Here is a 23,251-nt window from a genome sequence, read left to right as displayed (position 1 = left end):
ATAAAAACCCTTCAGAATTTTAATTTCTGAAGGGTCTATTTTATTAAGGGTTTAAGCAATCTATCTGAAAATTATTTCTTTCTTTTCGCCATATGTGTCAATGAATTCTATACTTCTAAGATTTTCATTAAAATCATTTCCATACTGGTCGTAAAGTTTTCTGATATCCTTAGTTGATTCAATCTTGTTTCCATTTATTGCTGTTATCACATAATTTCTTCTAATACCCACTTTTTGAGCTAAAAATTGATTTTTATTTTCGAGTACTAGAGCACCACTATCATAGGTGTCGGGATATTCTTTTTTTACATTTTCTGGGATATCTCTAAATTGTATATCCATAAATTCTACATAAATATCATCTCTTTTTGTAAGTGTTACAGGAATAGTTTTTAGGTCACCGTTTCTTAAAACTTCAACATTTACAACATCATTAGGGCTCTTAGTTTTTAGGTAACCGCTTAAATCAGAAAACTTATTAACTTCTATATTATCAAGTCTTCTTATGATATCCCCTTCATTTAACCCAGCAAGATCAGCACCAGACTTTTCTTCAATACCACTAACATAGAAACCTTCTGTGATATCTACATTAAGCTCTTTAGCAGCTTCGCTGTTAAGTGCAAGTCCAGTAACTCCAAGAATACCATCTTGTACATCTCCAAATTCCATAATATCTTCAACAATCTTACGAGCAATATTACTTGGTACAGCAAAAGAATACCCAACATAGGATCCAGTTTGTGAAGAGATTGCGGTGTTTATACCTACCAATTCGCCATTAACATTTACCAAAGCACCACCTGAGTTTCCAGGATTAACGGCCGCATCAGTTTGTATAAAAGACTGTCCGCCTGATAAATCTCTAGACTTTGCACTGATAATTCCTGCGGTTACTGTTGAGGTTAAATTAAAAGGATTACCAACCGCCAAAACCCATTCGCCAATTTGTGTAGAATCTGAGTCTCCGAAGGCAACAAATGGTAATTCTTCTTGAGTATCTATTTTAAGTAATGCAATGTCATTCTTAGAATCCGCTCCAACTAACTCAGCCATATAAGTTCTGTTGTCATTGAGTGTGATAGAAATTTCTACTGCACCTTTAATTACATGGTTATTTGTAATAATATGGCCGTCAGGAGAAATAATTACACCAGAACCAGCTCCAGCCAATTGTTTGCGCTCGGGAGAGCGTCCACTAAATAGATCTCCCCAAGTTTGAGGACTTCTATTTATTTGTGTGTTTTTTACGTGTACTACAGCATCAATAGTTTTGTTTGCTGCTGAAATTAAGTCTGGTCGTTCTGTATTTGTTAATACTGTATTGTTGTTAGTAGATGTCGGTAGATATATGGGTAATTGAGTGTTATTACTTTCAGAAACTAATTGTGCTTGTTCTTCTTCAATAAATAGTTTATAGCCTCCCAAAGTTAATAGTCCGCCTATTACCGAAACAAATACTAATGTCAAAATCTTCTTCATTTTCTTCAGTTTTTAGTTCTATTATTTAACGTTTAAAATTATCGAATTATTGATTTTTAAATTCAACTTTAACTATGATTTAACACCTTAGTTTAAGGTCTTTTATTCTTATATTTGCCTGTAATTATGACACTCAATTTTTATAAATATCAAGGTACGGGAAATGATTTTGTTATCATAGATAATAGGTCGTTATCTTTTGATAAATCTAACAGCAAAAATATTGCCAAGTTGTGTGATCGCAGATTTGGTATAGGTGCTGATGGGTTAATTCTTTTAGAGAATCACCCAAAAGTAGATTTTAGAATGGTATACTATAATGCCGATGGAAACGAGAGTAGTATGTGTGGTAATGGTGGAAGGTGTATAACTGCTTTTGCAAAATTCCTTGGCATAATAGACAGGGCTACTACTTTTGAAGCTATTGATGGCCTGCATAAAGCTGAAATAGAAAAAGGTATTGTAAAATTACAAATGCAAGATGTATCTAATATTGAAACTTTTGAAAACCATTTATTTTTAGACACAGGTTCTCCGCATCATGTGGAGTTGGTTGACAATTTAAAAGATTTTGATGTTAAAAATAAAGGCGCAGAAATACGGTATGGGGCACCTTATAACGAGGTAGGTTCTAATATTAATTTTGTTAAACAAAACTCTGAGAATAGTTTTGCAGTAAGAACATATGAGCGTGGAGTGGAAGACGAGACACTGTCTTGTGGTACAGGAGTTACAGCAGTTGCTTTAGCAATGCATATAAGCGGAAAGACAACATCTAAGCAAGTGGATTTAGAAACTCAAGGCGGTAAGCTCAAAATCGCTTTTGATATTTCTGAAAGTGGTGATTACAATAACATCTGGCTTATTGGTCCAGCAACTCAGGTTTTTAAAGGCGAAATTTAATGGTAACTTTAAAAGGTAAGCACACATATTTAAGGGCTTTAGAAAAAGAAGATTTAGATTTTATATATGAGGTCGAAAACAACGAGAATATTTGGGAGTTAAGTCATACACAAACACCATATTCCCGTTTTTTGATTCAACAATATTTAGAAAATGCCCATCAAGATATCTATGAAGCAAAGCAATTACGATTGGTCATCTCTAATTACGATAATGAAACGTTGGGCTTAATAGATATTTTTGATTTCGATTTTAAAAACAAAAGAGCAGGTATAGGAATCGTAATTGCCGAAGCAAAAAATAGAGGTAAGGGATATGGGCAAGAAGCCCTTGAGCTATTGATAAATTATTGCTTTACAAAATTGAATTTGCATCAGTTATATTGTAATATCTCTGAACATAATATAAATAGTCTCAGGCTTTTTGAAAATAGAGGCTTCAAAAAAATAGGATTAAAAAACGATTGGAATTATACTATCGAAGGTTTTAAAAACGAGTACCTTCTTCAACTTATAAACAACTAATATGTATATAAAAAAGATACTTTGGGCTATAGCAATAATCGGTTTAATTGCTTTTGGAGCAATTGCTTATTATTTCTATAATGCAATGTTTAGCCCAAATACCAAATTTGAAGAAGATTCAAAATATATTTATATCTCTAGTGGAGATACTTATCGTGAAGTAAGGCAAAAACTAATACCGCTGTTAGATGATATTGACAGTTTTGATGCGCTGGCAAAACAAAAAAAATACATCGCTTATGTTAAAGCCGGAAAGTATCAGATAAAAAAAGGCATGAATAATAATGAAATTATTAATTCTATTCGAAGCAATAATATTGCTGTAAAACTGTCTTTTAATAATCAGAATTCTTTAGAAAATTTAGCAGGACGTATTTCTTCACAAATAGAGGTAGATAGTCTAAGTCTTTTAAAAGCCATGAAGGACAAAAGCTTTTTGTCTAAAGCAGGGTTTAAAACAGAAACAGCTTTGGGTATGTATTTGCCAAATAGTTATCAGGTCTTTTGGAACACTTCTGCAGAGGGTTTTGTTGAACGCATGTACAAAGAATATAATAGGTTTTGGAATGCGGATAGATTAACTAAAGCAGAAGATTTGGGCTTTTCAAAAGATGAAGTGATTGCTTTGGCATCTATAGTTTATGAAGAGTCAAAACAAAAAGTAGAGCAACCTAGAGTGGCAGGTGTGTATATAAATAGAATAAAAATTGGAATGAAATTAGATGCCGATCCAACGCTAAAATTTGCCGCCTATAAATTGCCTAAATACAAAGATAAAATCATACGTAGAGTACTTAATGTACACAAAGAGATTGATTCTCCGTATAACACCTATAAATATGCTGGACTTCCTCCAGGGCTAATAGCAATGCCTGACTTATCAGCTATTGATGCCGTACTTAACTATGAAAAGCACAATTACTACTATTTTGCTGTAGACCCTAAAAAGCCTGGCTTTCATAGATTTGCAAAAAGCTTAAGTCAACATAACAATAATGCTCGAGCTTATCACAGATATTTAGATCAAAAAGGCATAAAAAAGTAATTTGAAAAATGTTTTTTGTTCAATATTAATTGTTTTCTGTTCATACTTTATTGGGTATGGACAATCGAAAATCAATTCTTTTTTGAAACCAAGCGATTCACTAAATACACCAAGACGAAACGCTTTAGTTATTTCCCAAGCCTCTCTAGCTACACTCACTTTAATAGGTTTAGACCAATTATGGTATGCTGATTTTGACCGTTCAAAGTTCAGAATCACTAATGATAATAACCAATGGCTGCAAATGGATAAACTGGGGCATGTATACGCATCATATCAATTGGGTAGGGTAGGCGCTGAGTCATTAAATTGGGCTGGTGTGTCGCAAAAAGATCAACTTATATATGGTGCTACTTTAGGTTTTTCTTTTTTGACTGCTGTTGAGATTTTTGATGGTTTCTCACAAGAATGGGGATTTTCATGGGGTGATATGCTCGCAAATGCAAGCGGAACAGGATTATATGTTGGGCAAGAATTGTTGTGGCAAGAACAACGTATAGCTTTAAAATATTCGTTTAGTAGAACAGAATTTGCTGCTTTGAATCCTGATAAACTAGGTAATGGATTTACAGAGGAGTTTCTTAAAGATTATAATGGGCAGACCTATTGGTTGAGTTTTAATCTAAATTCTTTTTTAAAAACAGACTTTATTCCTAACTGGCTAAACCTTGCAGTTGGCTATGGTGCAAACGGAATGCTTACTGGTAGTAACGATAATTTGTCGTTCCCAAACCAAGATAGATACCGCCAGTTTTACTTGAGTCTAGATATCGATTTAACCCGAATAAAAACAAATTCTAACGTACTTAAAACGCTTTTTAGCGTTTTTAACACTATAAAAGTGCCAATGCCTACTTTGGAGTTCAACGGAAAAAATGGTGTAAAAGCCCATTATATTTACTTTTAGTCGAGTTTAAGGTGTTGATTTTCAATGAAAAATATTTTTGTTTATCTTTGCAGCGAATTTTGAAAGGTTAGTATTTGCGATACGACTTTAGTTAAAATTTACTGTTATGTTAAAAAAAATAATATCTAACGTTATAGCACCTTTTGCAATTTGTCTACTTATTGCATTGGCATTATATCCAACAACTTTAGATTATGAGAAGTATTCTACTCATGGTTTGGAATTGGATTTTAATGTACCGAAGGAAATTGCTATGGTTGAGAAAAAGTCTCAACCAGAAGATGAGCAGGTATTTACACCATATTTAGGGAAATCATTTGAAGCCTTTAAAGAAGCTTTGGCTTTTAAAGAGTCTCAAGGGGATTATTTCACTGTTAACACTTTTGGGTATTTAGGAAAATACCAATTTGGAAAAGAAACTTTAAAAATGATTGGGATATACAATCCTAATTATTTTCTAAACACACCTGAATTACAAGAAAAAGCTTTTATTGCCAATGCAAAGCGAAATAAATGGATTTTAAGAAAGGACATTAGTCGTTTTGCAGGAAAGAGAATTAGTGGAGTAGAGGTTACAGAATCAGGGATTTTAGCAGCTGCACACTTAGCTGGAGCTGGTAGTGTAAAGAAATTCTTAAGAAGTTATGGGTCTAATAACTTTGCTGATGGTTATGGTACTACGGTGAAATATTATATGAAGCGCTTTGCTGGTTACGATACTTCTTTTGTGAAAGCAGATAAACGTGCTAAAGCACGTATTTAATCTCTCTGAATAATAAAGATTGCTGGGCGCTTGTGAAAATCTTCAGTATTTGATTTCCATGCTTTAGCTGATTTTGTTTTTATGTATTCTGTAGGTAATGTCAAATCGCAAGCAACACATACTTTTGTGTTTTGGTGAAGTGTTGTTGCTAAGTCAGTTAACATTTGATTATTTCTATAGGGAGTTTCTATAAACAATTGGGATTGGTTTAACTCCAAAGAACGTTTTTCTAATAATTTAATCTGTTGTTTACGCTCTTGTTTGTCAATTGGTAGATAGCCATTAAAAGCAAAACTCTGTCCGTTCATTCCTGAACTCATTAATGCCAGTAAGATGGAAGAAGGTCCAACAAGTGGTACAACTTTAATATCTAATTCATGAGCGATACTAACAATATCTGCTCCTGGGTCTGCAATTGCAGGGCAACCGGCCTCAGATATAATCCCTATAGAAATGCCATTTAAGCAAGGATTTAAAAAAGAATTAAGTTCAGAATCTTGTGTGTACTTATTTAAGACGCTTAATTTTAAATTGGGTTGCGACTTATTAGGGACTACACGTTTTATAAAACGCCTCGCTGTTTTTTCATTTTCAACAATATAATTGTCCAGTTGTTCAATAATCTTTTTTATAGATAGCGGTAAAACTTCTAGTGGTGGATTATCACCAAGTCGGGTAGGTATAAGGTATAGCTTGCCTTTGGGATTCATAGTTCAAATATAACCAAACAAATAGTATTTAGATAAGTAATTTCTTAGCAACTATATCACAAGTCTCATTCAAAACTTCAAAAACATATTCAAAATCAGACATGTTTCCCCAGTATGGATCAGGCACAGCTTTGTCTATTATTGATGGGTTTTCGTTTAGTATCAATTTTACTTTACGCTTATCGTCTTCATTTTGTGCTAGAGATAATATATTTTCATAATTAGATTTATCCATAGCATAAATGATATCAAATCTATCAAAATCTGCTACTATAAATTGTCTTGCTTTCTGTTTGCTAATATCTATACCTTTAGATTTTGCAACAGCTATAGAGCGTTGGTCTGGTTTATCACCAATATGGTAACTGGACGTACCTGCAGAATCAACATAGAAATGGTCGTTTGGTAATTTTGACTCTAGTATACCATGTGCTAAAGGTGAGCGACAGATATTGCCTAAGCAAACCATTAAAATCTTAGTTTTTGATGGTTTGAAAGACATAAAACTTCTGAAAAATTAAAGGGTTAACTTCTTAGATAAATCTTCTACGTATTTTCTAAACTGCTTGTCTGTGGACGATAAGTTATCTACAGTTTTGCATGCGTGTAATACAGTAGCGTGGTCACGCTGACCTATTTGAGAGCCAATACTAGCTAATGAGGCTTTTGTGTATTTCTTAGCAAAAAACATTGCCAATTGTCTCGCTTGTACAATATGACGCTTTCTTGTTTTGGACTGTAACGTGCTTACATCCATTTGGAAATAATCTGAAACGACTTTTTGTATGTAATCGATAGATACTTCTCGCTTTGTGTTTTTTACAAACTTCTCAACGATGTCTTTTGCTAGGTTGATAGTAATTTCTTTCTTATTAAAAGAAGATTGAGCAATTAAAGAAATAATAGCGCCTTCAAGCTCTCTAACATTAGATTTAATATGTTTAGCGACATATTCTACGATCTCATCTGGCATTTCAACACCATCACGATAGAGTTTGTTATTTAAAATAGAAACACGAGTTTCAAAATCTGGACTTTGTAGTTCAGCAGATAATCCCCATTTAAATCTTGATAGCAAACGTTGTTCTATATCTTGCATATCAACAGGTGCTTTATCACTAGTTAATATAACTTGCTTTCCGTTTTGGTGTAAATGGTTGAATATATGAAAGAATACATCTTGCGTTCCTGTTTTACCTGAAAAGAACTGAGCATCATCAATAATTAAAACATCAATGATTTGATAAAAATGAATAAAATCATTTCTATTATTTTTCTTAACAGAATCTATATACTGTTGCGTAAACTTCTCAGCAGAAATATATAATACTGTTTTTTCAGGGTATTTGTCTTTGATATCTACACCAATTGCATGTGCAAGGTGCGTTTTTCCTAAACCTACACCACCAAAAATCAATAATGGATTAAAAGATGTACCACCAGGTTTGTTAGCTACAGCAATAGCAGCATTTCTTGCCAAACGATTTGAGTCACCTTCTAAGAAATTTTCGAATGTATAATTAGGATTGAGCTGAGACTCAATTTTTACATTTCTAATTCCAGGAATTACAAATGGATTTTTAAGCTCAGGATTTTTGTTGTTAAAAGGTACGTCTACATCTTGAGATTTTACAGGTGTTCTGTTAGAACTAGGAATACGCTCAGTAAATGGTTGTCTATTACCATAGGTATTTTCCATTTTAATAACATACACCAACTTTGCATCTTCACCAAGTTCTTTGGTTAGCGCTACCTTTAAGATTTTAACATAATGCTCTTCGAGCCACTCATAGAAAAATTTACTAGGAACTTGAATACTTAAAGCATTATTGGAAAGTTTAACTGCTACAATAGGTTCAAACCAAGTTTTGTAAGCTTGTGGTTGAATATTATCTTTAATAAAAGAGAGACAATTGCCCCAGACCGATTGAGCCGTTACATCCATACTTTATGTTAAATTTCTATCAGTTAGTTAGTTAATTGGGCAAAAAAAAAGAGACATAGAAATTCTCTGACGTGTTTTTTTATTGCTTGACAAATATGTGAACAAAAAAGTTAAAAAAAAAATCAAATTGATTAGATTTTTAAGAAATTTTTTCTCATGTTTTTGACAACTTTAAATGTACAATTTTTTTATTAAACTGAAAATTGCAACTATGAATAAAAATGAGACGCAAATTCGTGTACGCTATGGAGAGACAGACCAAATGGGCGTTGTATATCATGCAAACTATGCAAGTTATTTTGAAGTCGGAAGAACAGAGTGGTTAAGACAGTACGGAATTACTTACAAATCTATGGAAGAAAACGGAATAATGTTACCGGTTATATCTCTAAATATAAAATATAAAAATTCAGCGCGATATGATGATTTGTTAACGCTAAAAACTTCCCTCAAAAAAATGCCTATGGCAAGCATAGAATTTGACTATGAATTACTAAATGATAAAAGTGAATTATTGGCAACTGGACATACCGTTTTGGTGTTTATTGATATGGAAAAAAATAGACCAACGCGTTGCCCAAAATATTTATTAGACAAAATTGAGGGCTAAAACCTATAATTTTTTTATTTGTACGCCATGAAAATTTTTGAAAATGGCAAAAAGTTCCTCGGCTTTACTTTTTCTAATTGAATATGTAATCAAGCAGTCTAACTCTAGTTTCTGACTTAGGATTTCAGCTTCATTATCTTTTAATAATCTTAGTGCTTTACTCATGTTTTTATAGTCAAACTGAATGCTATAATTGATGTCTATAGTTTTTTCAGTAATTGAAGCATTTTCTAAAGCCATTTGCGCTGCAGTTTTGTAGGCATTAATAAGTCCACTTACACCAAGTTTTACACCTCCAAAGTATCTGACGACAACAATCAATATGTTTGTAACATCAAATGATTGTATTTGTCCATAGATTGGCATACCTGCAGAATTGTTTGGTTCTCCGTCATCATTTGCTCTGTATTTTAGCTGTTCAGTACCTAGTTGATAAGCATAACACCAATGTCTTGCAGCGTAATGTTCTTTCTTTAGTTTTTCGATTTGGAGTTTTACGTCATTTTCAGTTTTTACTGGAAAAGCATACCCAAAAAACTTACTGTTCTTATCTTTAAATAACACTTCATCAGATGGACTTGCTATTGTTTTGTATGTGTCTTTTAATTCCATTCTGTAATTGTAACCAAAGCTATAGAAATTAGTGCTAATAATATGCCAAACCAATTTTTATTAGAAATACGTTCTTTAAATATGAGCAGACCTATTAATGTAGAAAATGCAACTATAGCTACATTGTTAACGGTAAATAATGTTGAACTCTCTAGGCTATCAATACGTAAAGCTTTTAGTAAAAAATAAATAGAAGCATAATTTACTAAACCAAGTGTTATACCAGGAAAAATACTCCTTATCTTAAATTTTTTATTGAACCTTACATGTTTATAGATAAGTATAAAAGCACCTAAAATAAAAGCCCAACCAAAGATTAGTCCAGAGAATAAAGGAATTCTATCATCAGGCGCAAAATAATTGATAGAGGTATCTATAATTCCTGAACCAAAAAATAGCAGAATGGGTAAGTATAACGATTGTGTAAGAACGTTGTTCTCTTTTTCTTTGACTGAAGTTAAATATACAGCTACTAAAGCCAGGAGAATCCCAATTGTTTTCTGGAGTCCAATACTTTCATTATAGACATAGATTCCAAATACCACAGGAATGATAACACTCATTTTACTAGCTACAGAAGCTACAGATAGTCCATTTTTTTGGGCAGTTAAAGCCATGACGTTAAATATGGCTATAAATAAAAACCCTAGAATGATAATACCAATAAACCAATTAGACGATAAAATTTCTGATGCGATTAGTGGCTTGTCATTATGGATAAGACCACAAATACAGGCTGTAATGTAGTTGATAACTATAGCTTGTAAAGTATCTATTTTGTAGTTGTTAAATAGTTTAAACAATACAAAAATGCCTGTTGAAGATAGAATACTTAATGCTAAATAAATCAAAATAAGTGTTTCTGGATTTCGAACAAGTTAACAACATCTTCTTTGGTTTCGTCAATGTTCCATGTGTGTATTCCTAATTTTTGGGCTGTATCTGTATTTTCTTTAGTATCATCAACAAATAAACATTCTTCTGGACTTAAGTTATTCTCGTTTAATACAAATTCATAACTGTTAGTATTTGGCTTTCTAAGATTGATTTCGTGAGATAAATAAAATTTGTCAAAACATTCTTTAAAGGTGTTATAAAAAGAGACATTCTCTTTGATAAAGTCAATATGCATCTCGTTGGTATTACTTAATAATATGAGTTTATAATGGTTGCTATTAGAAAGTTGTTTTACAAATTCTAACCTGTGATTAGGGAAGTCTTTTATAATATAATTCCATGCATGTACAATATTTTCCTCAGATAAATGAGGGAATTTAGTTTTATAAAAACCTAAAAATTCTGAAGTTGAGATTTCACCGATTTCATATTGAATATTGGCTTCAATCATATCATGTTCAAATTCAGTCATCTCAAATAAGCTAAGTGCATTAGACATCGCACCTTGTTTATCTAGGTTAATGAATACATCGCCAAAATCAAAAATTAGAGTTTTAATCACGATTATAAATCTTTAGTGTGTCATTAAAAATATGCTCTTCAGAAATTAGCTTTCCTTTTAAAATAGGCGCAATAATCCCTTCAGAGAATTCAACTTCTCCTGTGAAAATTCTTGCTTCGTCCCAAAGATTTTCATCTATAAATGCTTGAAGTGTTTTTGCGCCACCTTCAATTATTATTGAGTTTATATTTTCTAGAAATAGAATACCACAGATTTGTTGCGCTAAATTCTTTTCATATTCTATATCTTTTTTTGAAATAATAATAGTCTTGGCTTCATCATTAAGAATTGAATACGATTGGTTTAGTTTCAAATACTTATCCAAAACAACTCGAATAGGGTTTTCGCCAGACCAGTCTCTAACCGTTAAACTAGGGTTGTCTTCTATGACGGTATTTGTACCAACTAATATTGCTTGCTCTTCAGCTCGCCATTTATGTACCAATTGCCTTGAGTAAGTATTTGTAATCCAAACAGGTTTTTGTTCGTTTTTAGTTCTTGGAGCTATAAATCCATCTTTAGTTTCTGCCCATTTCAAAATAATATAAGGGCGCCTATTATTATGAAATGTAAAAAACCGTTTGTGATGCGCTTTACATGCTTTTTCAAGAACTCCAACTATAACTTCACAACCTGAGGCTTCAAGCCTTGCAATCCCTCTCCCTGAGACTTGAGGGTTATCGTCAACACAACCAATGACCACTTTCGGAATTTTATGTTTAAGAATTAAATCACTGCATGGCGGAGTTTTACCATGATGGCTACAAGGCTCAAGAGTGACATAAAGTGTCGATTTTTCTAGTAATGCTTTGTCCTTTACAGCATTAATGGCATTTACTTCAGCATGTGGTCCGCTATATGCACTTGTATAACCTTCGCCAATAATTTTATTTTCAAATACAACGACGGCCCCAACCATTGGGTTAGGTCCTGTTGTACCTAATCCATTTATTGCAATTTGCAAACAACGTGATATATAGTATTCGTTAGTATACAAGTTTAGAGTTTAATCTTTAGGTCTTGAGTTTTGTCTACATCATATGAAGACGAATAGCCTAAAACCTTATAATCAATTTTGCCTTTATATTGCACTTTTAAGCGTTGTGAAATTAGGCTTCCTAATAGTCCACCTATACTTTTCTTATCAATAATACTATCAGTAGCTATGGCAACAGTAAGCGGAATTATAAAGCTTTTGTTTGAGGGCACATCAAAGCTTTTGGCTTCAAATTTTGCGACTTCGGTATCATTTATATAGACCTTTAAATTATCCGTTTTTAAGGTGCCACCAACATCATTTGGGTTTATAAAATTAGCATCGGCACTTAGTGTAATAGTTTTGATGTTAGAATCTAATACATTAATATTTTCAATACCAATGAATTCAGGTTTTTCAGTAACAGTACAGTTAAGAAGTAGTGAAAAAAATATTGAAATCAACATCGATTTTTTCATAAAAAGGAGGTTTTTATTATGTATCTTCAGGCCTTGTAATTTCATACTGAATAATTAAAAAATAACATGGGTAAAGATACTATTGTTATTCGAGAAATAGCACCACAAGACAACCCTAAAATTGCAAAAGCAATTCGATCTGTCTTAATAGAGTTTGGTGTGCCTAAAGTCGGCACTGCTTATGAAGATGCCGCCTTGGATTGTATGTTTGAGACTTATGATGGACCAAAGAAAAAATACTTTGTCGTTGTAAAAGGTGATGAAATTTTAGGAGGCGCAGGAATTTCGCCATTAGATAATTATGATGGTAATATCTGTGAGCTTCAAAAAATGTATTTTATGTCAGAAGCAAGAGGCAAAGGCATTGGTAGTAAAATGATGAAGAAATGTTTGGATTATGCTAAAGAAGTTGGTTTTGATAAGTGCTATTTGGAAACAATGCCCTATATGGACGATGCTCGAAAACTCTATAGAAAAGTAGGCTTTGAATCTATTGAAGCACCAATGGGTGATACAGGTCATTATTCGTGTTCGGTTTGGATGCTTAAAGATTTATAATATTGAAGGCTCTCGATTTAAAAACTATATTCCATAAGGAATTAGACTATATCTACGGAAAAGAAGAAGTCGAAAGCTTTTTCTTTTTGTATTTAGAACATTATCTGGATGTGGCAAGAATTCAACTGCAATTAGATTCTGAATTTGCAATTGCCAAGCCTAGAACTGAACAGTTTTTTACTACACTTGAAGCACTAAAGCAACAAAAACCGATTCAATATATTATTGGAGAAACAGAGTTTTACGGATTAAAGCTCAAAGTATCTGAAGATGTTTTAATTCCTCGTCAAGAAACCGAAGAATTAGTAGATTGGATTATTAAGTCAGCTTCTTCATATAAAAGAAATGATCCATTAAAAATTTTAGATGTTGGTACTGGTTCTGGTTGTATAGCTATTAGTTTGGCTAAAAAATTTTCAGAAGCAAATGTTTACGCTCTTGATGTAAGCCAAAAAGCTATAAAAATTGCCAGAGAAAATGCGGAGTCAAATAACACTAAAATTTCTTTTTTAGAAGCAGATATTTTAGACAGTACTTCATGGAATTCTGAATTTAAGGATTTAGAATTTGATATTATTGTTTCAAATCCACCATATGTCAGGAATTTAGAGAAAGTAGACATTCAATCGAATGTAATAGATAATGAGCCACATTTGGCTTTGTTTGTTGATGACGATAACCCATTAGTATTTTACAAAGCGATTACAGATTTTGCTGTTAATAATTTGAAACAAAAAGGACAACTATATTTTGAAATCAATCAGTATCTTGGAAACGAAACAAAGCAGCTTTTAATAGATGCAAATTTCGATAATGTAGAGCTTAGAAAAGACCTTAATGGTAATGATAGAATGCTTAAAGGGATAAATTAAAAATGGAAATCAAGCAAAAGATAGAAACGCTTCGAGAAGAACTGCGTCGGCATAATTACAATTACTACATAATCGATAATCCCACGATTTCGGATTATGAATTTGATATGAAGTTGAAAGCGCTTCAAGCTTTAGAAGAAAAGTATCCTGAATTTTTTGATGCCAATTCACCAAGCCAGCGTGTAGGTGGTGCAATTACCAAAAACTTTAATACCATTGTTCACGATTTTAGGATGTATTCTTTAGATAATTCATATTCAAAAGAAGATTTACTCGATTGGGAAACACGAATAAAAAAGCTAGTCGATGGGGATATTCAATACACCTGCGAATTAAAGTATGACGGAGCCTCCATGAATCTCACTTACGAAAATGGTAAGCTTATCAGGGCAGTTACTCGTGGAGATGGTGTGCAGGGTGATGAAGTTACAGCTAATGTAAAAACGATAAATACTGTGCCGCTTCAGCTTAAAGGCGACTATCCTGAACGGTTTGATATAAGAGGTGAGATTATTTTGCCAATAGAAGGTTTTTTAAAAATGAATGAAGAACGTATTGCAAATGATGAAGAACCTTATCGAAACCCTAGAAATACTGCTTCGGGAAGTTTAAAATTACAAGACAGTGCTGAGGTTGCTAAACGCCCTTTACAGTGTTTGTTATATAGTATTAAAGGTAATAATCTTAATATTTCTACGCAATTTGAAGGTCTTGAAAAAGCCCGCGAATGGGGATTTAAAGTGCCAAAAGAGGCCAAATTAGTGAGCTCTATTGATGAGGTTTTAGAATTTGTTACGTATTGGGATAATGAACGACATAATTTACCTTATGAGATTGATGGTATTGTAATTAAAGTCAATAGTTTATTTCAGCAAGAAGAATTGGGTTTTACAGCAAAAGCGCCACGTTGGGCCATGGCCTATAAGTTTAAAGCAGAGCAAGTATCTACACGATTAAATGAAATTACATACCAAGTTGGTCGTACTGGAGCTATTACACCAGTGGCTAATTTAGAACCTGTACAATTGGCTGGAACTACTGTAAAACGTGCTTCATTACATAATGCTGACCAAATTGAAAAATTAGACATTAGAGAAGGTGATACCGTTTTTGTAGAAAAAGGAGGAGAGATTATACCTAAGATTATAGCTGTAGACTTATCTAACCGACCTAAAAATGCTGAACCCACTATATATATATCAACTTGTCCAGAATGCGAGACAGAATTGGTGCGTTATGAAGGAGAAGCTAAGCATTATTGCCCAAACTATAATGGTTGTCCACCACAAGTTATCGGCCGTATTCAGCATTATATATCCAGAAAAGCAATGGATATAGAAGGCTTAGGAGGAGAGACTGTTGCACTTTTGGTCAATGGTGGATTAATTAATGATTATTCGGATTTATATGAGTTAACTGTTGAGCAAGTGCTTCCGTTAGAGCGTATGGCACAAAAAAGTGCTGAGAATTTAATTAATGGCATAGAAGTCTCTAAGAAAATTTCTTTCGAACGCGTCTTATTTGCACTAGGCATAAGATATGTTGGAGAAACTGTAGCTAAAAAACTAGCAAAGCATTACAAATCAATCGATAATTTAATGGTTGCTTCTATATTGGATTTGGTAAGTGTAGATGAAATAGGAGAGCGAATTGCCGAAAGTGTTGTTGATTTCTTTTCTTCACCAGAAAATCTTAAAATTATTGAACGTTTAAAATCTTTTGGACTGCAACTCGAAATTTCTGCCGAGAAATTAGCTAATCAGACAAATAAACTAACAGGTAATACTTTTGTGGTATCTGGTGTTTTTGAATCTGTTTCCCGTACAGAACTTAAAAAACTGATTGAAGATAATGGAGGAAAGGTGTCGTCTTCAATTTCATCTAAGACCAGTTATTTAGTCGTGGGTGATAAAATGGGACCTAGTAAAAGAACTAAAGCAGAATCCTTGAATGTGCCATTAATTAGCGAATCTGACTTTTTGAATATGCTTAAATAATTTCTCTTTTGTGATTTAAACGCTTTTTTAACGTCCTATTTTTCTTATAAAAATTTATTTTTCATCGTTTAAATGCATTTTTTTTCGTTTAATAGTATTTTTTGTATATATTTGCTCAAGCTATTAATAAGAAAACGGTATGATAATCAATAGGTTACTTAAGGTTGCTCTTGTGATATTAAGTGTCGCGTTTATAATTTTAGAGGTTTTAAAAGTGGATTTGTACAATGATTGGGCAAGTGCACTATTACTTTTGCTATTAACATATTTGTATAGGAGAAGTATAGATTTAAAAACTAAAAAAAGGCCATACTTTTTATATTTTTTGATTGCGTTTACAATTTCTGAAATCTTATCCTTATCCTCTAATTACATTTTACTAGTTACAGAAACGGTTAATTACGATTATTACTTGGGTAATTTCTTTTATATGCTAGCGTATGTATTTTTGATTTTGAGATGCATGCTAACTATGAAATTTAAAGCGATAGTAAAGCAATTCCCCGTAACATTAATAATATTAGCTGTTCTGGGTGTTTTTTGTGTAACTCTTATCACTGAAACGGCTCAAACCAAATTAGAAACTCCAGAGTATATTACGGAGTTTCTTTACAATATTATAGTTATGACATTGCTCTCTGTGGCCTTGATTAGTTATATGGATAAAGGCGATAACAAATCAATGCTGTTTTTAATAGGCTCAATGTTTATTTTCTTTTCAGAAATGATTCAATTAGCTTACTATTATGTAGCAGATATGACTCATCTTGCTGCAATATATTCGGTATTTTTAGTACTTGCTTTTGTATTCTATTATTTGCAATCCAGTCTTAAACATCAAAGGCAAACAGATTTTAATTTTCTAGATTCTAAAATGGAGGTATAAGTGTTATACTATAATTGTAGTGCCTTCTGCTTGCTTTTCTTTTCCAGTTTCTAAGTAAAAATCTACTTGACCTACATATAGGCCATAACAGCCAACTTGATTAACAAGCACATTTTTACCAATACTATTTTTTTCTACAGTAGGTTTTGGTAAAAACGTATGTGTATGACCACCTATAATTAAGTCAATGTCTTTTGTTTGTCTAGCTATTAGTAGATCAGATACTATCTCTGGGTTATTCTTATAGTAGTAACCTAAATGCGATAAGCATATTACCAAATCACATTGCTGTTCTTCTTTAAGAATACGAGACATATCTTGAGCAATCTCAATAGGATGGTTGTACACAGTTTCCTTATACAGCTTTTTACCAACTAAGCCTTCGAGTTCAATACCTAAGCCAAAAACCCCTATTTTAATACCATCTTTAAGAAAGATCTTATAAGGTTTTACGTGAGTGTCTAAAACAGTGTTTTTAAAATCATAATTTGCAGATACAAAATCAAAATTGGCATTTGGTAGTTGGCTATATAGGCCTTCAATACCATTATCAAAATCATGATTACCAATTGTTGCTAAATCATACTTAAGCATACTCATAAGCTTAAATTCTAATTCGCCGCCGTAATAATTAAAATAGGGTGTGCCTTGAAATATATCACCAGCATCTAGCAATAACGTATTTGGGTTTTCTTTTCTCACCGCTTCAATCAATGATGCTCGCCTTGCAACTCCGCCTTTATTGGCATTTCTACCATCATTTGGTCCAAATGGGTCAATATGGCTATGCACATCATTGGTGTGTAAAATGGTTATTCTTTTTGTTGACTTAACACTAGACGAAGAAAGTGTGAGTCCGCCTAAACCTATCAAAGCACTGGCTGCTGAAGTCTGTTGTATAAATTTTCTACGGTTCATTAGAATTAGTCTTTTTGGTGAGTGAATCTATCGTCAATGCTAGGTTGTAAAGTGTCTATTTTCTTAAAATAGTCTATAAGTAAATTTCTTATTTTATAATCTAAATCATACACAGTGTCCTTGGATTTTAAAAAATGCATTCTGCTGCCTCCATTATATAGATAGTCATTAGTAGCTACATGATAGATTTTTTCATAATCAATTTCACTACCATTAATTAATGCTTCTTTTATAGAGTAGTCCTGAGAAAGTGTCAGTTTTAATTTAGAAATTGGATGTGCACGTTTTTTACTAGCTAAAAATGAGAGCATATCTTTAATTTGTTGCCCCTTCATTGGAGTTACAACAACAGAGTTATCAAACGGCATTACTTCATAGGCTGTACGACTTGTAATGTCTCCCTTAGAAATTATTGATCGTATGCCACCATGATTGAGTAAAACCATATCAATAGTTTGCTTAGTTCTTTTTTCAAAAACTGGATTGCACATTTCAAAAACGGCATCAGCCATAAAGTTACCAATAGCTGTATTAAGTTCTCCATCATTTTTAGAATAGGTGTCTGCAGCAAATGCTATTACACTGTCTAAATCTTTGTTGACGCTTTCACGATAGGGTTTAATGTAAGCTTCAATTTTAGCATTAGTTTTTAAGCTGTCAGTAATGGCATTTCTCTTGCCAATGATTTTATCAAGTGAATAATCTTGTTTGCAGGCTGTTATAAAAACTGCCATTACAAACATTAAAAAAAGTCTATTTCTCATCTAATAACTTATGATATCTTAACAACAAAGTGAATACACTTTTGTTAAATTTGCACAAAGGTTAAAGATAAATGATTTTAAAAGCATTTAAGGAAAAATCAAATCAAAAATATATTAACAAAACGCTATCTAATCGTAGTGTTGAGGTTAGCTTAGATAAAATTAAGTCTGTAGGTGTGCTTTTAAATGATTCAGAATATTGTAATTACGAAGACATTGAAGCTTTTATTGATAGCTTGGGAATCGTATCTGCAAAACGTAGTTTCTATACGTTTTCAAAACAAAATCCTGAAAATCATAATCAATGGGATGCAGTTTATGGACCAAAAGATTTTGGATGGAACGGGAAACTTAAAAATATAGATTTGCAAAATTTCACAGATACTAAGTTTGATGTCTTAATCTGTTATTTTTTAGCAGAAGAGAATGAATTAAAGCAAATTGCAGCCATGTCTAAGGCAAATTTTAAAGTAGGCATTTCTAATAGAGATGAGCGACTTTATGATTTAATTATTGAGGTAAAGCCAAAAGATTTTGAGATTTTTAAACTAGAACTAAAAAAATATTTAACCATACTAAATAAAATATAATGACCAAGTTTGTAGGTACAGGTGTCGCTTTAATTACACCATTTAAAAAAGATTTGTCTGTCGATTACGATGCTCTAAGTAGACTAGTGGAGCATAATATTTCTAATGGTGTTGAGTATCTGGTTATTAGTGGTACTACAGGAGAGAGTGCAACTATAAACAAAGAAGAAAAAACTGCAATAACTGCACACATAGTTAAAGTTAATAACGGTCGCGTACCTTTGGTTTTAGGTATTGGAGGAAATAATACCCAGACTGTTATTGAGGAAATAAACACTACAGATTTATCCCAGATAGATGCCATTCTTTCTGTATCTCCATATTACAGTAAACCTACCCAAGAGGGGCTTTATCAGCATTTTAAGGCAATTTCAAATGTTTCACCTAGACCAATTATATTATATAATGTTCCAGGTAGAACTTCAAAAAATATGTTGCCAGAAACGACATTGCGTTTGGCTCGAGATTTTGAGAATATTATAGCAGTTAAAGAAGCAGGTAATGATATAGGTCAATACTTAGAATTATTGAGAGATAAGCCAGAAGATTTTCATATCATCTCTGGAGATGATGATTTGGCATTAGCAGTAGCTTTAGCAGGAGGCTCTGGAGTTATTTCAGTAATAGGTCAAGCCTTAGCAAAAGAATTTTCAGAAATGATTAGGCAAGGTATTGCAGGTAATGCAAAAGAAGCCTATAAAACTCATTTTGATTTGATAACAATTACTAATCTTATTTTTTCTGAAAATAATCCAGCAGGTATTAAGTCTGTTCTTAGTGCTTTAAATATAAGTGATTCTTATGTGAGATTACCTTTAGTTGAAGCTTCGGAAAGCTTGAAAAAGTCAATTGAAAATGAACTAAAACGATTAGGGAAACGTTAAACTTCTTGTAAAGTCAATCATAGACTTAAATAACCCTGTATTTTAGAGTAAATTTTTGTTTTTAAAATCCGTTATTAATGCATACTTTTGCACACTGTTTTAAATTTATGAGAAGAGCATTTTTTATTTTAGTATCTGTTTTGGTTTTAACCTCTTGCAACGATTTTCAGAAAGCAATGAAATCTGAAGATATTGCTTTAAAATTCAAACTAGGCGAAGAACTGTATGAAGCTGGGAAGTTTAAAAAAGCCAATAGACTTTTTGAACAAATTGTGCCTAAGTATAGAGGTAAGCCTCAAGCAGAGAAGCTCATGTACATGCACGCTAAGTGTTTTTATGAAGAAGAACAGTATTACCTATCTTCATATAGATTTGAGCAATTTGTTAACTCATACCCTAAAAGTGAAAAAGCTGAAGAAGCAGCTTTTTTATCTGTAAAAAGTTATTATGAAGAGTCACCAATTTATTCTAAAGACAAGGAAGAAACAGTTAAGGCTATAGAAAAAATTCAGCTTTTTGTGAATAATTACCCAGATTCGAAATATCTTCCTGAAGCTAATAAATTAGTCAAAGAATTAGATTTTAAGCTTGAGAAAAAAGCATTTGAGATAGCTAAGCAATACAATAGAATTTACGATTATAAAGCATCAATAAAGTCATTTAATAATTTTTTATTAGACTTTCCAGGAACATCTTTAAGAGAAGATGCCTTATATTACAAGTTTAATTCAGAGTATAACTTGGCAATATTAAGTATTGAAGACCTTAAGCTAGAGCGTATTAAAACTGCGCTAGCTGATTATAATATGCTTGTAAAAGCTTACCCTAAGACAAAATATCTAGACGAAGCAAGTAAAATGAAAGCTGAGTTAGAAGATGTAAAAAAAGAAGAGATTTAAAGTTAATCATTATAAAAATGGATTTAAAAAAGACAGACGCACCGGTAACAACTTTAACTTACAACAGAAACGAAATAGATGCTCCTACAGACAATATCTATGAAGCTATTTCTGTGATAGCTAAACGTGCTGAGCAAATTAACACGGATATTAGAAGAGAATTAGTTGATAAACTTGAAGAGTTTGCTACATACAATGACAGTTTAGAAGAAATATTTGAAAACAAGGAACAAATAGAAGTTTCTAAATTTTACGAAAAATTACCTAAGCCACATGCATTAGCAGTTAAAGAGTGGTTAGAAGATAAGATTTACCACAGAAATACTGAGGACGATACTCAGGAATAAAAATTAAATGTCTATTCTTAAAGACAAAAATATTTTACTAGGTGTAACTGCAGGAATTGCAGCATATAAAACAGCACATTTAGTAAGACAATTCATAAAAGCAGGTGCCAATATCAAAGTAGTGATGACGCCTGCTTCTAAGGATTTTATAACGCCACTTACACTTTCTACACTTTCTAAAAACCCAGTTTATTCATCTTTTACTAATGAAGATGATGATAATACCATGTGGAATAACCATGTAGAATTGGGACTATGGGCAGATTTATTTGTTATAGCACCGGCAACTGCAAATACAATGTCTAAAATGGCAAATGGCACTTGCGATAATTTATTACTGGCAACATACTTATCAGCAAAATGTCCTGTCTATTTTGCTCCAGCTATGGACTTAGACATGTATAAACATGAATCAACAAAAATATCTTTTGATAAACTTAACTCGTTTGGTAATATCATAATACCTGCTACAAGTGGAGAATTAGCAAGCGGTTTAGTAGGTGAAGGGCGTATGGCAGAACCTGAGGATATTGTAGCTTTTATTGAAGCTGATATTTTAGATAAACTTCCTCTCAAAGGCAAAAAAGTTATAGTTACTGCAGGACCAACATATGAAGCATTAGACCCTGTAAGATTTATTGGGAATCATTCTAGTGGAAAAATGGGTTTTGAGATTGCTAATGCTGCTGCAAATTTAGGCGCTGAGGTAATTTTAGTTTCTGGTCCGACACATCAAAAAACATCTCATAGTTTAGTTAAAGTGCACCCAGTTGTAAGTGCGCAAGAGATGTATGATGAAGTGCATAAGCATTACAAAGGGGCAGATATTGCTATTTTATCTGCAGCTGTTGCGGATTATAGACCAAAAGAAATAGCAGATAAGAAAATAAAAAAGTCTGATTCTACGTTTACTATTGAATTAGAAAAAACAAAAGATATTCTTAAATCTCTTGGACAACAAAAAGACCAACAATTTCTGGTAGGTTTTGCTCTAGAGACTAACAATGAGTTAGAACACGCAAAAGGAAAACTAGAGTCTAAAAATTTAGATTTAATAGTCCTAAATTCTCTTAGAGATAAAGGAGCCGGTTTTGGAGTATCCACAAATAAAGTTACATTTATAACCAAATCTAATGAGGTTATAGAAAACGAACTTAAATCTAAAGCTGAGGTAGCTAAAGATTTAATGTATCAAATTTTAAAGCAAGTCAATGCGTAAATACTATTTTATACTTTTTCTTTTTGTTTCTGCTGTAACAATGGCTCAAGAGCTTAATTGCACAGTTACAGTTGTAGCACAACAAACCGGTAATGATAATAATCAAGTCTTTAAGACTTTAGAGCGCCAGTTAACGGAATTTGTAAATAATACGCAATGGACAAATAAAAATTTTAAAGTCCAAGAGCGCATAGATTGTAGTATGGTTATTAACGTACAAAACTATAATAATGACACTTTCTCTACAACGCTACAAGTACAGACTTCAAGACCAATTTATGGCTCTACTTACAGTACGCCAGTTTATACATTTAATGATAAAGAGTTTGGGTTTCAATATTTAGAATTTCAGAACTTAGTTTTTAATCCAAACCAGTTCGAATCTAATTTAATTTCGGTATTAACATTTCATATATATATGATTTTGGGTATGGATGCAGATACATTTACGCCAAACGGTGGTGATGAATATTACAGACAAGCGCAAACAATTGCTAATTATTCTCAGCAAGGAAATTCTAGAGGATGGAAACTAGAGGATGGTTTACAGTCTCGTTTTGCGTTAATTGATAATATTCTATCTCCAACGTATAAAGAGTTTAGAAGTTCCATGTATAAATATCATAGAGAAGGTTTGGATTTAATGCAAAAAGAAGTTAGAGGTAGTAAGTCGGCTATAGCAGAGTCATTAATAGATTTGCAAAAAATGCATTCTCGCAGACCAAATTCTTTTTTAATGCGAGTTTTTTTCGACTCTAAAGCTAATGAAGTGGCAAGTATTTTTGGTGGTGGTCCGAGCGTAAATATTACCAAATTAGTAGATGTACTTAATAGGATAGCTCCAATCCACGGTTCTAAATGGAGTAAAATTAAATTCTAAATTATTCTATACCCTTATTTTA

General features: G+C 32.5%; 27 protein-coding genes. 16 read left to right on the top strand and 11 right to left on the bottom strand.

The window, feature by feature from the left end:
• Nucleotides 1-60: 60 nt before the first annotated feature.
• Entirely contained in the window at nucleotides 61-1,482 is a 1,422-nt protein-coding gene (locus IEV10_RS13860; protein WP_188375334.1) for a trypsin-like peptidase domain-containing protein, read from the bottom strand.
• A 126-nt stretch (nucleotides 1,483-1,608) separates the two neighbouring features.
• Here IEV10_RS13860 and dapF point away from each other — a divergent pair, with 126 nt between their 5' ends.
• The 5 genes from dapF to IEV10_RS13835 all read left to right on the top strand — a co-directional run bounded on the left by dapF (nucleotide 1,609) and on the right by IEV10_RS13835 (nucleotide 5,624).
• On the top strand, nucleotides 1,609-2,385 hold the full coding sequence (gene dapF, locus IEV10_RS13855; protein WP_188375333.1) for a diaminopimelate epimerase: 777 nt from the start codon (nucleotides 1,609-1,611) through the stop codon (nucleotides 2,383-2,385).
• On the top strand, nucleotides 2,385-2,909 hold the full coding sequence (locus tag IEV10_RS13850) for a GNAT family N-acetyltransferase (RefSeq protein WP_188375332.1): 525 nt from the start codon (nucleotides 2,385-2,387) through the stop codon (nucleotides 2,907-2,909). The genes dapF and IEV10_RS13850 overlap by 1 nt, the downstream gene beginning before the upstream one ends.
• A 1-nt stretch (nucleotide 2,910) precedes the next feature.
• A complete protein-coding gene (mltG, locus tag IEV10_RS13845; RefSeq protein WP_188375331.1) occupies nucleotides 2,911-3,954 on the top strand; it encodes an endolytic transglycosylase MltG in 1,044 nt (347 codons plus the stop codon).
• Nucleotide 3,955: 1 nt separating this feature from the next.
• Nucleotides 3,956-4,861 carry a DUF2279 domain-containing protein gene (locus IEV10_RS13840; protein WP_188375330.1) on the top strand — a complete coding sequence of 302 codons (906 nt, stop codon included), beginning with the start codon at nucleotides 3,956-3,958 and terminating at the stop codon, nucleotides 4,859-4,861.
• 106 nt (nucleotides 4,862-4,967) lie between these two features.
• A complete protein-coding gene (locus IEV10_RS13835; protein ID WP_188375329.1) occupies nucleotides 4,968-5,624 on the top strand; it encodes a peptidoglycan-binding protein LysM in 657 nt (218 codons plus the stop codon).
• Here the strand turns inward: IEV10_RS13835 and IEV10_RS13830 are convergent.
• Genes IEV10_RS13830 through dnaA form a run of 3 tightly spaced genes read right to left on the bottom strand, consistent with a single transcriptional unit; the run spans nucleotide 5,621 to nucleotide 8,279 of the window.
• A complete protein-coding gene (locus IEV10_RS13830; RefSeq protein ID WP_188375328.1) occupies nucleotides 5,621-6,334 on the bottom strand; it encodes an SAM-dependent methyltransferase in 714 nt (237 codons plus the stop codon). The two genes, IEV10_RS13835 and IEV10_RS13830, sit on opposite strands and share 4 nt — an antisense overlap.
• Before the next feature lie 28 nt (nucleotides 6,335-6,362).
• A complete protein-coding gene (locus IEV10_RS13825) occupies nucleotides 6,363-6,836 on the bottom strand; it encodes a low molecular weight protein-tyrosine-phosphatase (RefSeq protein ID WP_188375327.1) in 474 nt (157 codons plus the stop codon).
• 15 nt (nucleotides 6,837-6,851) lie between these two features.
• On the bottom strand, nucleotides 6,852-8,279 hold the full coding sequence (gene dnaA, locus IEV10_RS13820; RefSeq protein ID WP_188375326.1) for a chromosomal replication initiator protein DnaA: 1,428 nt from the start codon (nucleotides 8,277-8,279) through the stop codon (nucleotides 6,852-6,854).
• Nucleotides 8,280-8,490: 211 nt separating this feature from the next.
• Between dnaA and IEV10_RS13815 the strand changes: the two genes are divergently transcribed.
• On the top strand, nucleotides 8,491-8,889 hold the full coding sequence (locus IEV10_RS13815; protein ID WP_188375325.1) for an acyl-CoA thioesterase: 399 nt from the start codon (nucleotides 8,491-8,493) through the stop codon (nucleotides 8,887-8,889).
• Between the two features lie 3 nt (nucleotides 8,890-8,892).
• On the opposite strand, the gene IEV10_RS13810 is transcribed toward IEV10_RS13815, so the two are convergent.
• From IEV10_RS13810 to IEV10_RS13790, 5 genes are read right to left on the bottom strand one after another with little or no spacing between them, the layout of a single operon-like run.
• On the bottom strand, nucleotides 8,893-9,501 hold the full coding sequence (locus IEV10_RS13810) for an IMPACT family protein (RefSeq protein WP_188375324.1): 609 nt from the start codon (nucleotides 9,499-9,501) through the stop codon (nucleotides 8,893-8,895).
• Nucleotides 9,492-10,352, bottom strand: coding sequence for a GRP family sugar transporter (locus IEV10_RS13805; protein WP_188375323.1), 861 nt, complete (start codon nucleotides 10,350-10,352; stop codon nucleotides 9,492-9,494). Before IEV10_RS13805 ends, IEV10_RS13810 begins: the two co-directional genes overlap by 10 nt.
• Entirely contained in the window at nucleotides 10,349-10,960 is a 612-nt protein-coding gene (locus IEV10_RS13800; RefSeq protein WP_188375322.1) for an HAD family hydrolase, read from the bottom strand. The genes IEV10_RS13805 and IEV10_RS13800 overlap by 4 nt, the downstream gene beginning before the upstream one ends.
• Nucleotides 10,953-11,957 (bottom strand): bifunctional diaminohydroxyphosphoribosylaminopyrimidine deaminase/5-amino-6-(5-phosphoribosylamino)uracil reductase RibD, encoded by a 1,005-nt coding sequence (gene ribD / locus IEV10_RS13795; protein ID WP_188375321.1) that lies wholly within the window; start codon nucleotides 11,955-11,957, stop codon nucleotides 10,953-10,955. The genes IEV10_RS13800 and ribD overlap by 8 nt, the downstream gene beginning before the upstream one ends.
• A gap of 2 nt (nucleotides 11,958-11,959) precedes the next feature.
• Nucleotides 11,960-12,415 carry a hypothetical protein gene (locus IEV10_RS13790; protein ID WP_188375320.1) on the bottom strand — a complete coding sequence of 152 codons (456 nt, stop codon included), beginning with the start codon at nucleotides 12,413-12,415 and terminating at the stop codon, nucleotides 11,960-11,962.
• Nucleotides 12,416-12,481: 66 nt separating this feature from the next.
• Between IEV10_RS13790 and IEV10_RS13785 the strand changes: the two genes are divergently transcribed.
• The 4 genes from IEV10_RS13785 (at nucleotide 12,482) to IEV10_RS13770 (ending at nucleotide 16,728) form a co-directional block, all read left to right on the top strand.
• On the top strand, nucleotides 12,482-12,973 hold the full coding sequence (locus IEV10_RS13785) for a GNAT family N-acetyltransferase (protein WP_188375319.1): 492 nt from the start codon (nucleotides 12,482-12,484) through the stop codon (nucleotides 12,971-12,973).
• Between the two features lie 2 nt (nucleotides 12,974-12,975).
• The gene (gene prmC / locus IEV10_RS13780) at nucleotides 12,976-13,845 is read left to right on the top strand and encodes a peptide chain release factor N(5)-glutamine methyltransferase (RefSeq protein ID WP_308694227.1); all 870 of its coding nucleotides are present in this window, start codon (nucleotides 12,976-12,978) and stop codon (nucleotides 13,843-13,845) included.
• 2 nt (nucleotides 13,846-13,847) lie between these two features.
• A complete protein-coding gene (gene ligA / locus IEV10_RS13775) occupies nucleotides 13,848-15,842 on the top strand; it encodes an NAD-dependent DNA ligase LigA (protein WP_188375318.1) in 1,995 nt (664 codons plus the stop codon).
• 139 nt (nucleotides 15,843-15,981) lie between these two features.
• Complete coding sequence (locus IEV10_RS13770; RefSeq protein WP_188375317.1) at nucleotides 15,982-16,728, top strand: hypothetical protein; 747 nt, start codon at nucleotides 15,982-15,984, stop codon at nucleotides 16,726-16,728.
• Between the two features lie 3 nt (nucleotides 16,729-16,731).
• Here the strand turns inward: IEV10_RS13770 and IEV10_RS13765 are convergent, their stop codons facing one another.
• The gene (locus IEV10_RS13765) at nucleotides 16,732-17,646 is read right to left on the bottom strand and encodes a bifunctional metallophosphatase/5'-nucleotidase (protein WP_188375316.1); all 915 of its coding nucleotides are present in this window, start codon (nucleotides 17,644-17,646) and stop codon (nucleotides 16,732-16,734) included.
• A 5-nt stretch (nucleotides 17,647-17,651) separates the two neighbouring features.
• On the bottom strand, nucleotides 17,652-18,410 hold the full coding sequence (locus IEV10_RS13760; protein ID WP_188375315.1) for a 5'-nucleotidase C-terminal domain-containing protein: 759 nt from the start codon (nucleotides 18,408-18,410) through the stop codon (nucleotides 17,652-17,654).
• A 71-nt stretch (nucleotides 18,411-18,481) separates the two neighbouring features.
• On the opposite strand from IEV10_RS13760, the gene IEV10_RS13755 reads away from it, so the two are divergent.
• The 6 genes from IEV10_RS13755 (at nucleotide 18,482) to porD (ending at nucleotide 23,229) form a co-directional block, all read left to right on the top strand.
• Nucleotides 18,482-19,000, top strand: a complete 519-nt coding sequence (locus tag IEV10_RS13755) for a DUF6913 domain-containing protein (protein WP_188375314.1) — start codon at nucleotides 18,482-18,484, stop codon at nucleotides 18,998-19,000.
• A complete protein-coding gene (gene dapA / locus IEV10_RS13750) occupies nucleotides 19,000-19,884 on the top strand; it encodes a 4-hydroxy-tetrahydrodipicolinate synthase (RefSeq protein ID WP_188375313.1) in 885 nt (294 codons plus the stop codon). The genes IEV10_RS13755 and dapA overlap by 1 nt, the downstream gene beginning before the upstream one ends.
• Nucleotides 19,885-19,991: 107 nt before the next feature.
• Nucleotides 19,992-20,783, top strand: a complete 792-nt coding sequence (locus IEV10_RS13745; protein WP_188375312.1) for an outer membrane protein assembly factor BamD — start codon at nucleotides 19,992-19,994, stop codon at nucleotides 20,781-20,783.
• Nucleotides 20,784-20,800: 17 nt separating this feature from the next.
• On the top strand, nucleotides 20,801-21,130 hold the full coding sequence (locus IEV10_RS13740; protein WP_188375311.1) for a DNA-directed RNA polymerase subunit omega: 330 nt from the start codon (nucleotides 20,801-20,803) through the stop codon (nucleotides 21,128-21,130).
• Between the two features lie 7 nt (nucleotides 21,131-21,137).
• Nucleotides 21,138-22,349 carry a bifunctional phosphopantothenoylcysteine decarboxylase/phosphopantothenate--cysteine ligase CoaBC gene (gene coaBC / locus IEV10_RS13735; protein WP_188375310.1) on the top strand — a complete coding sequence of 404 codons (1,212 nt, stop codon included), beginning with the start codon at nucleotides 21,138-21,140 and terminating at the stop codon, nucleotides 22,347-22,349.
• Complete coding sequence (gene porD / locus IEV10_RS13730) at nucleotides 22,342-23,229, top strand: type IX secretion system protein PorD (RefSeq protein WP_188375309.1); 888 nt, start codon at nucleotides 22,342-22,344, stop codon at nucleotides 23,227-23,229. Before coaBC ends, porD begins: the two co-directional genes overlap by 8 nt.
• The last annotated feature ends 22 nt before the right edge of the window (nucleotides 23,230-23,251 follow it).

The organism is Winogradskyella haliclonae (assembly GCF_014635865.1).
GTDB classification, from domain to species: domain Bacteria; phylum Bacteroidota; class Bacteroidia; order Flavobacteriales; family Flavobacteriaceae; genus Winogradskyella; species Winogradskyella haliclonae.
Note: the sequence above shows the minus strand (reverse complement) of the source record. Positions and strands in the feature narration are given on the sequence as shown.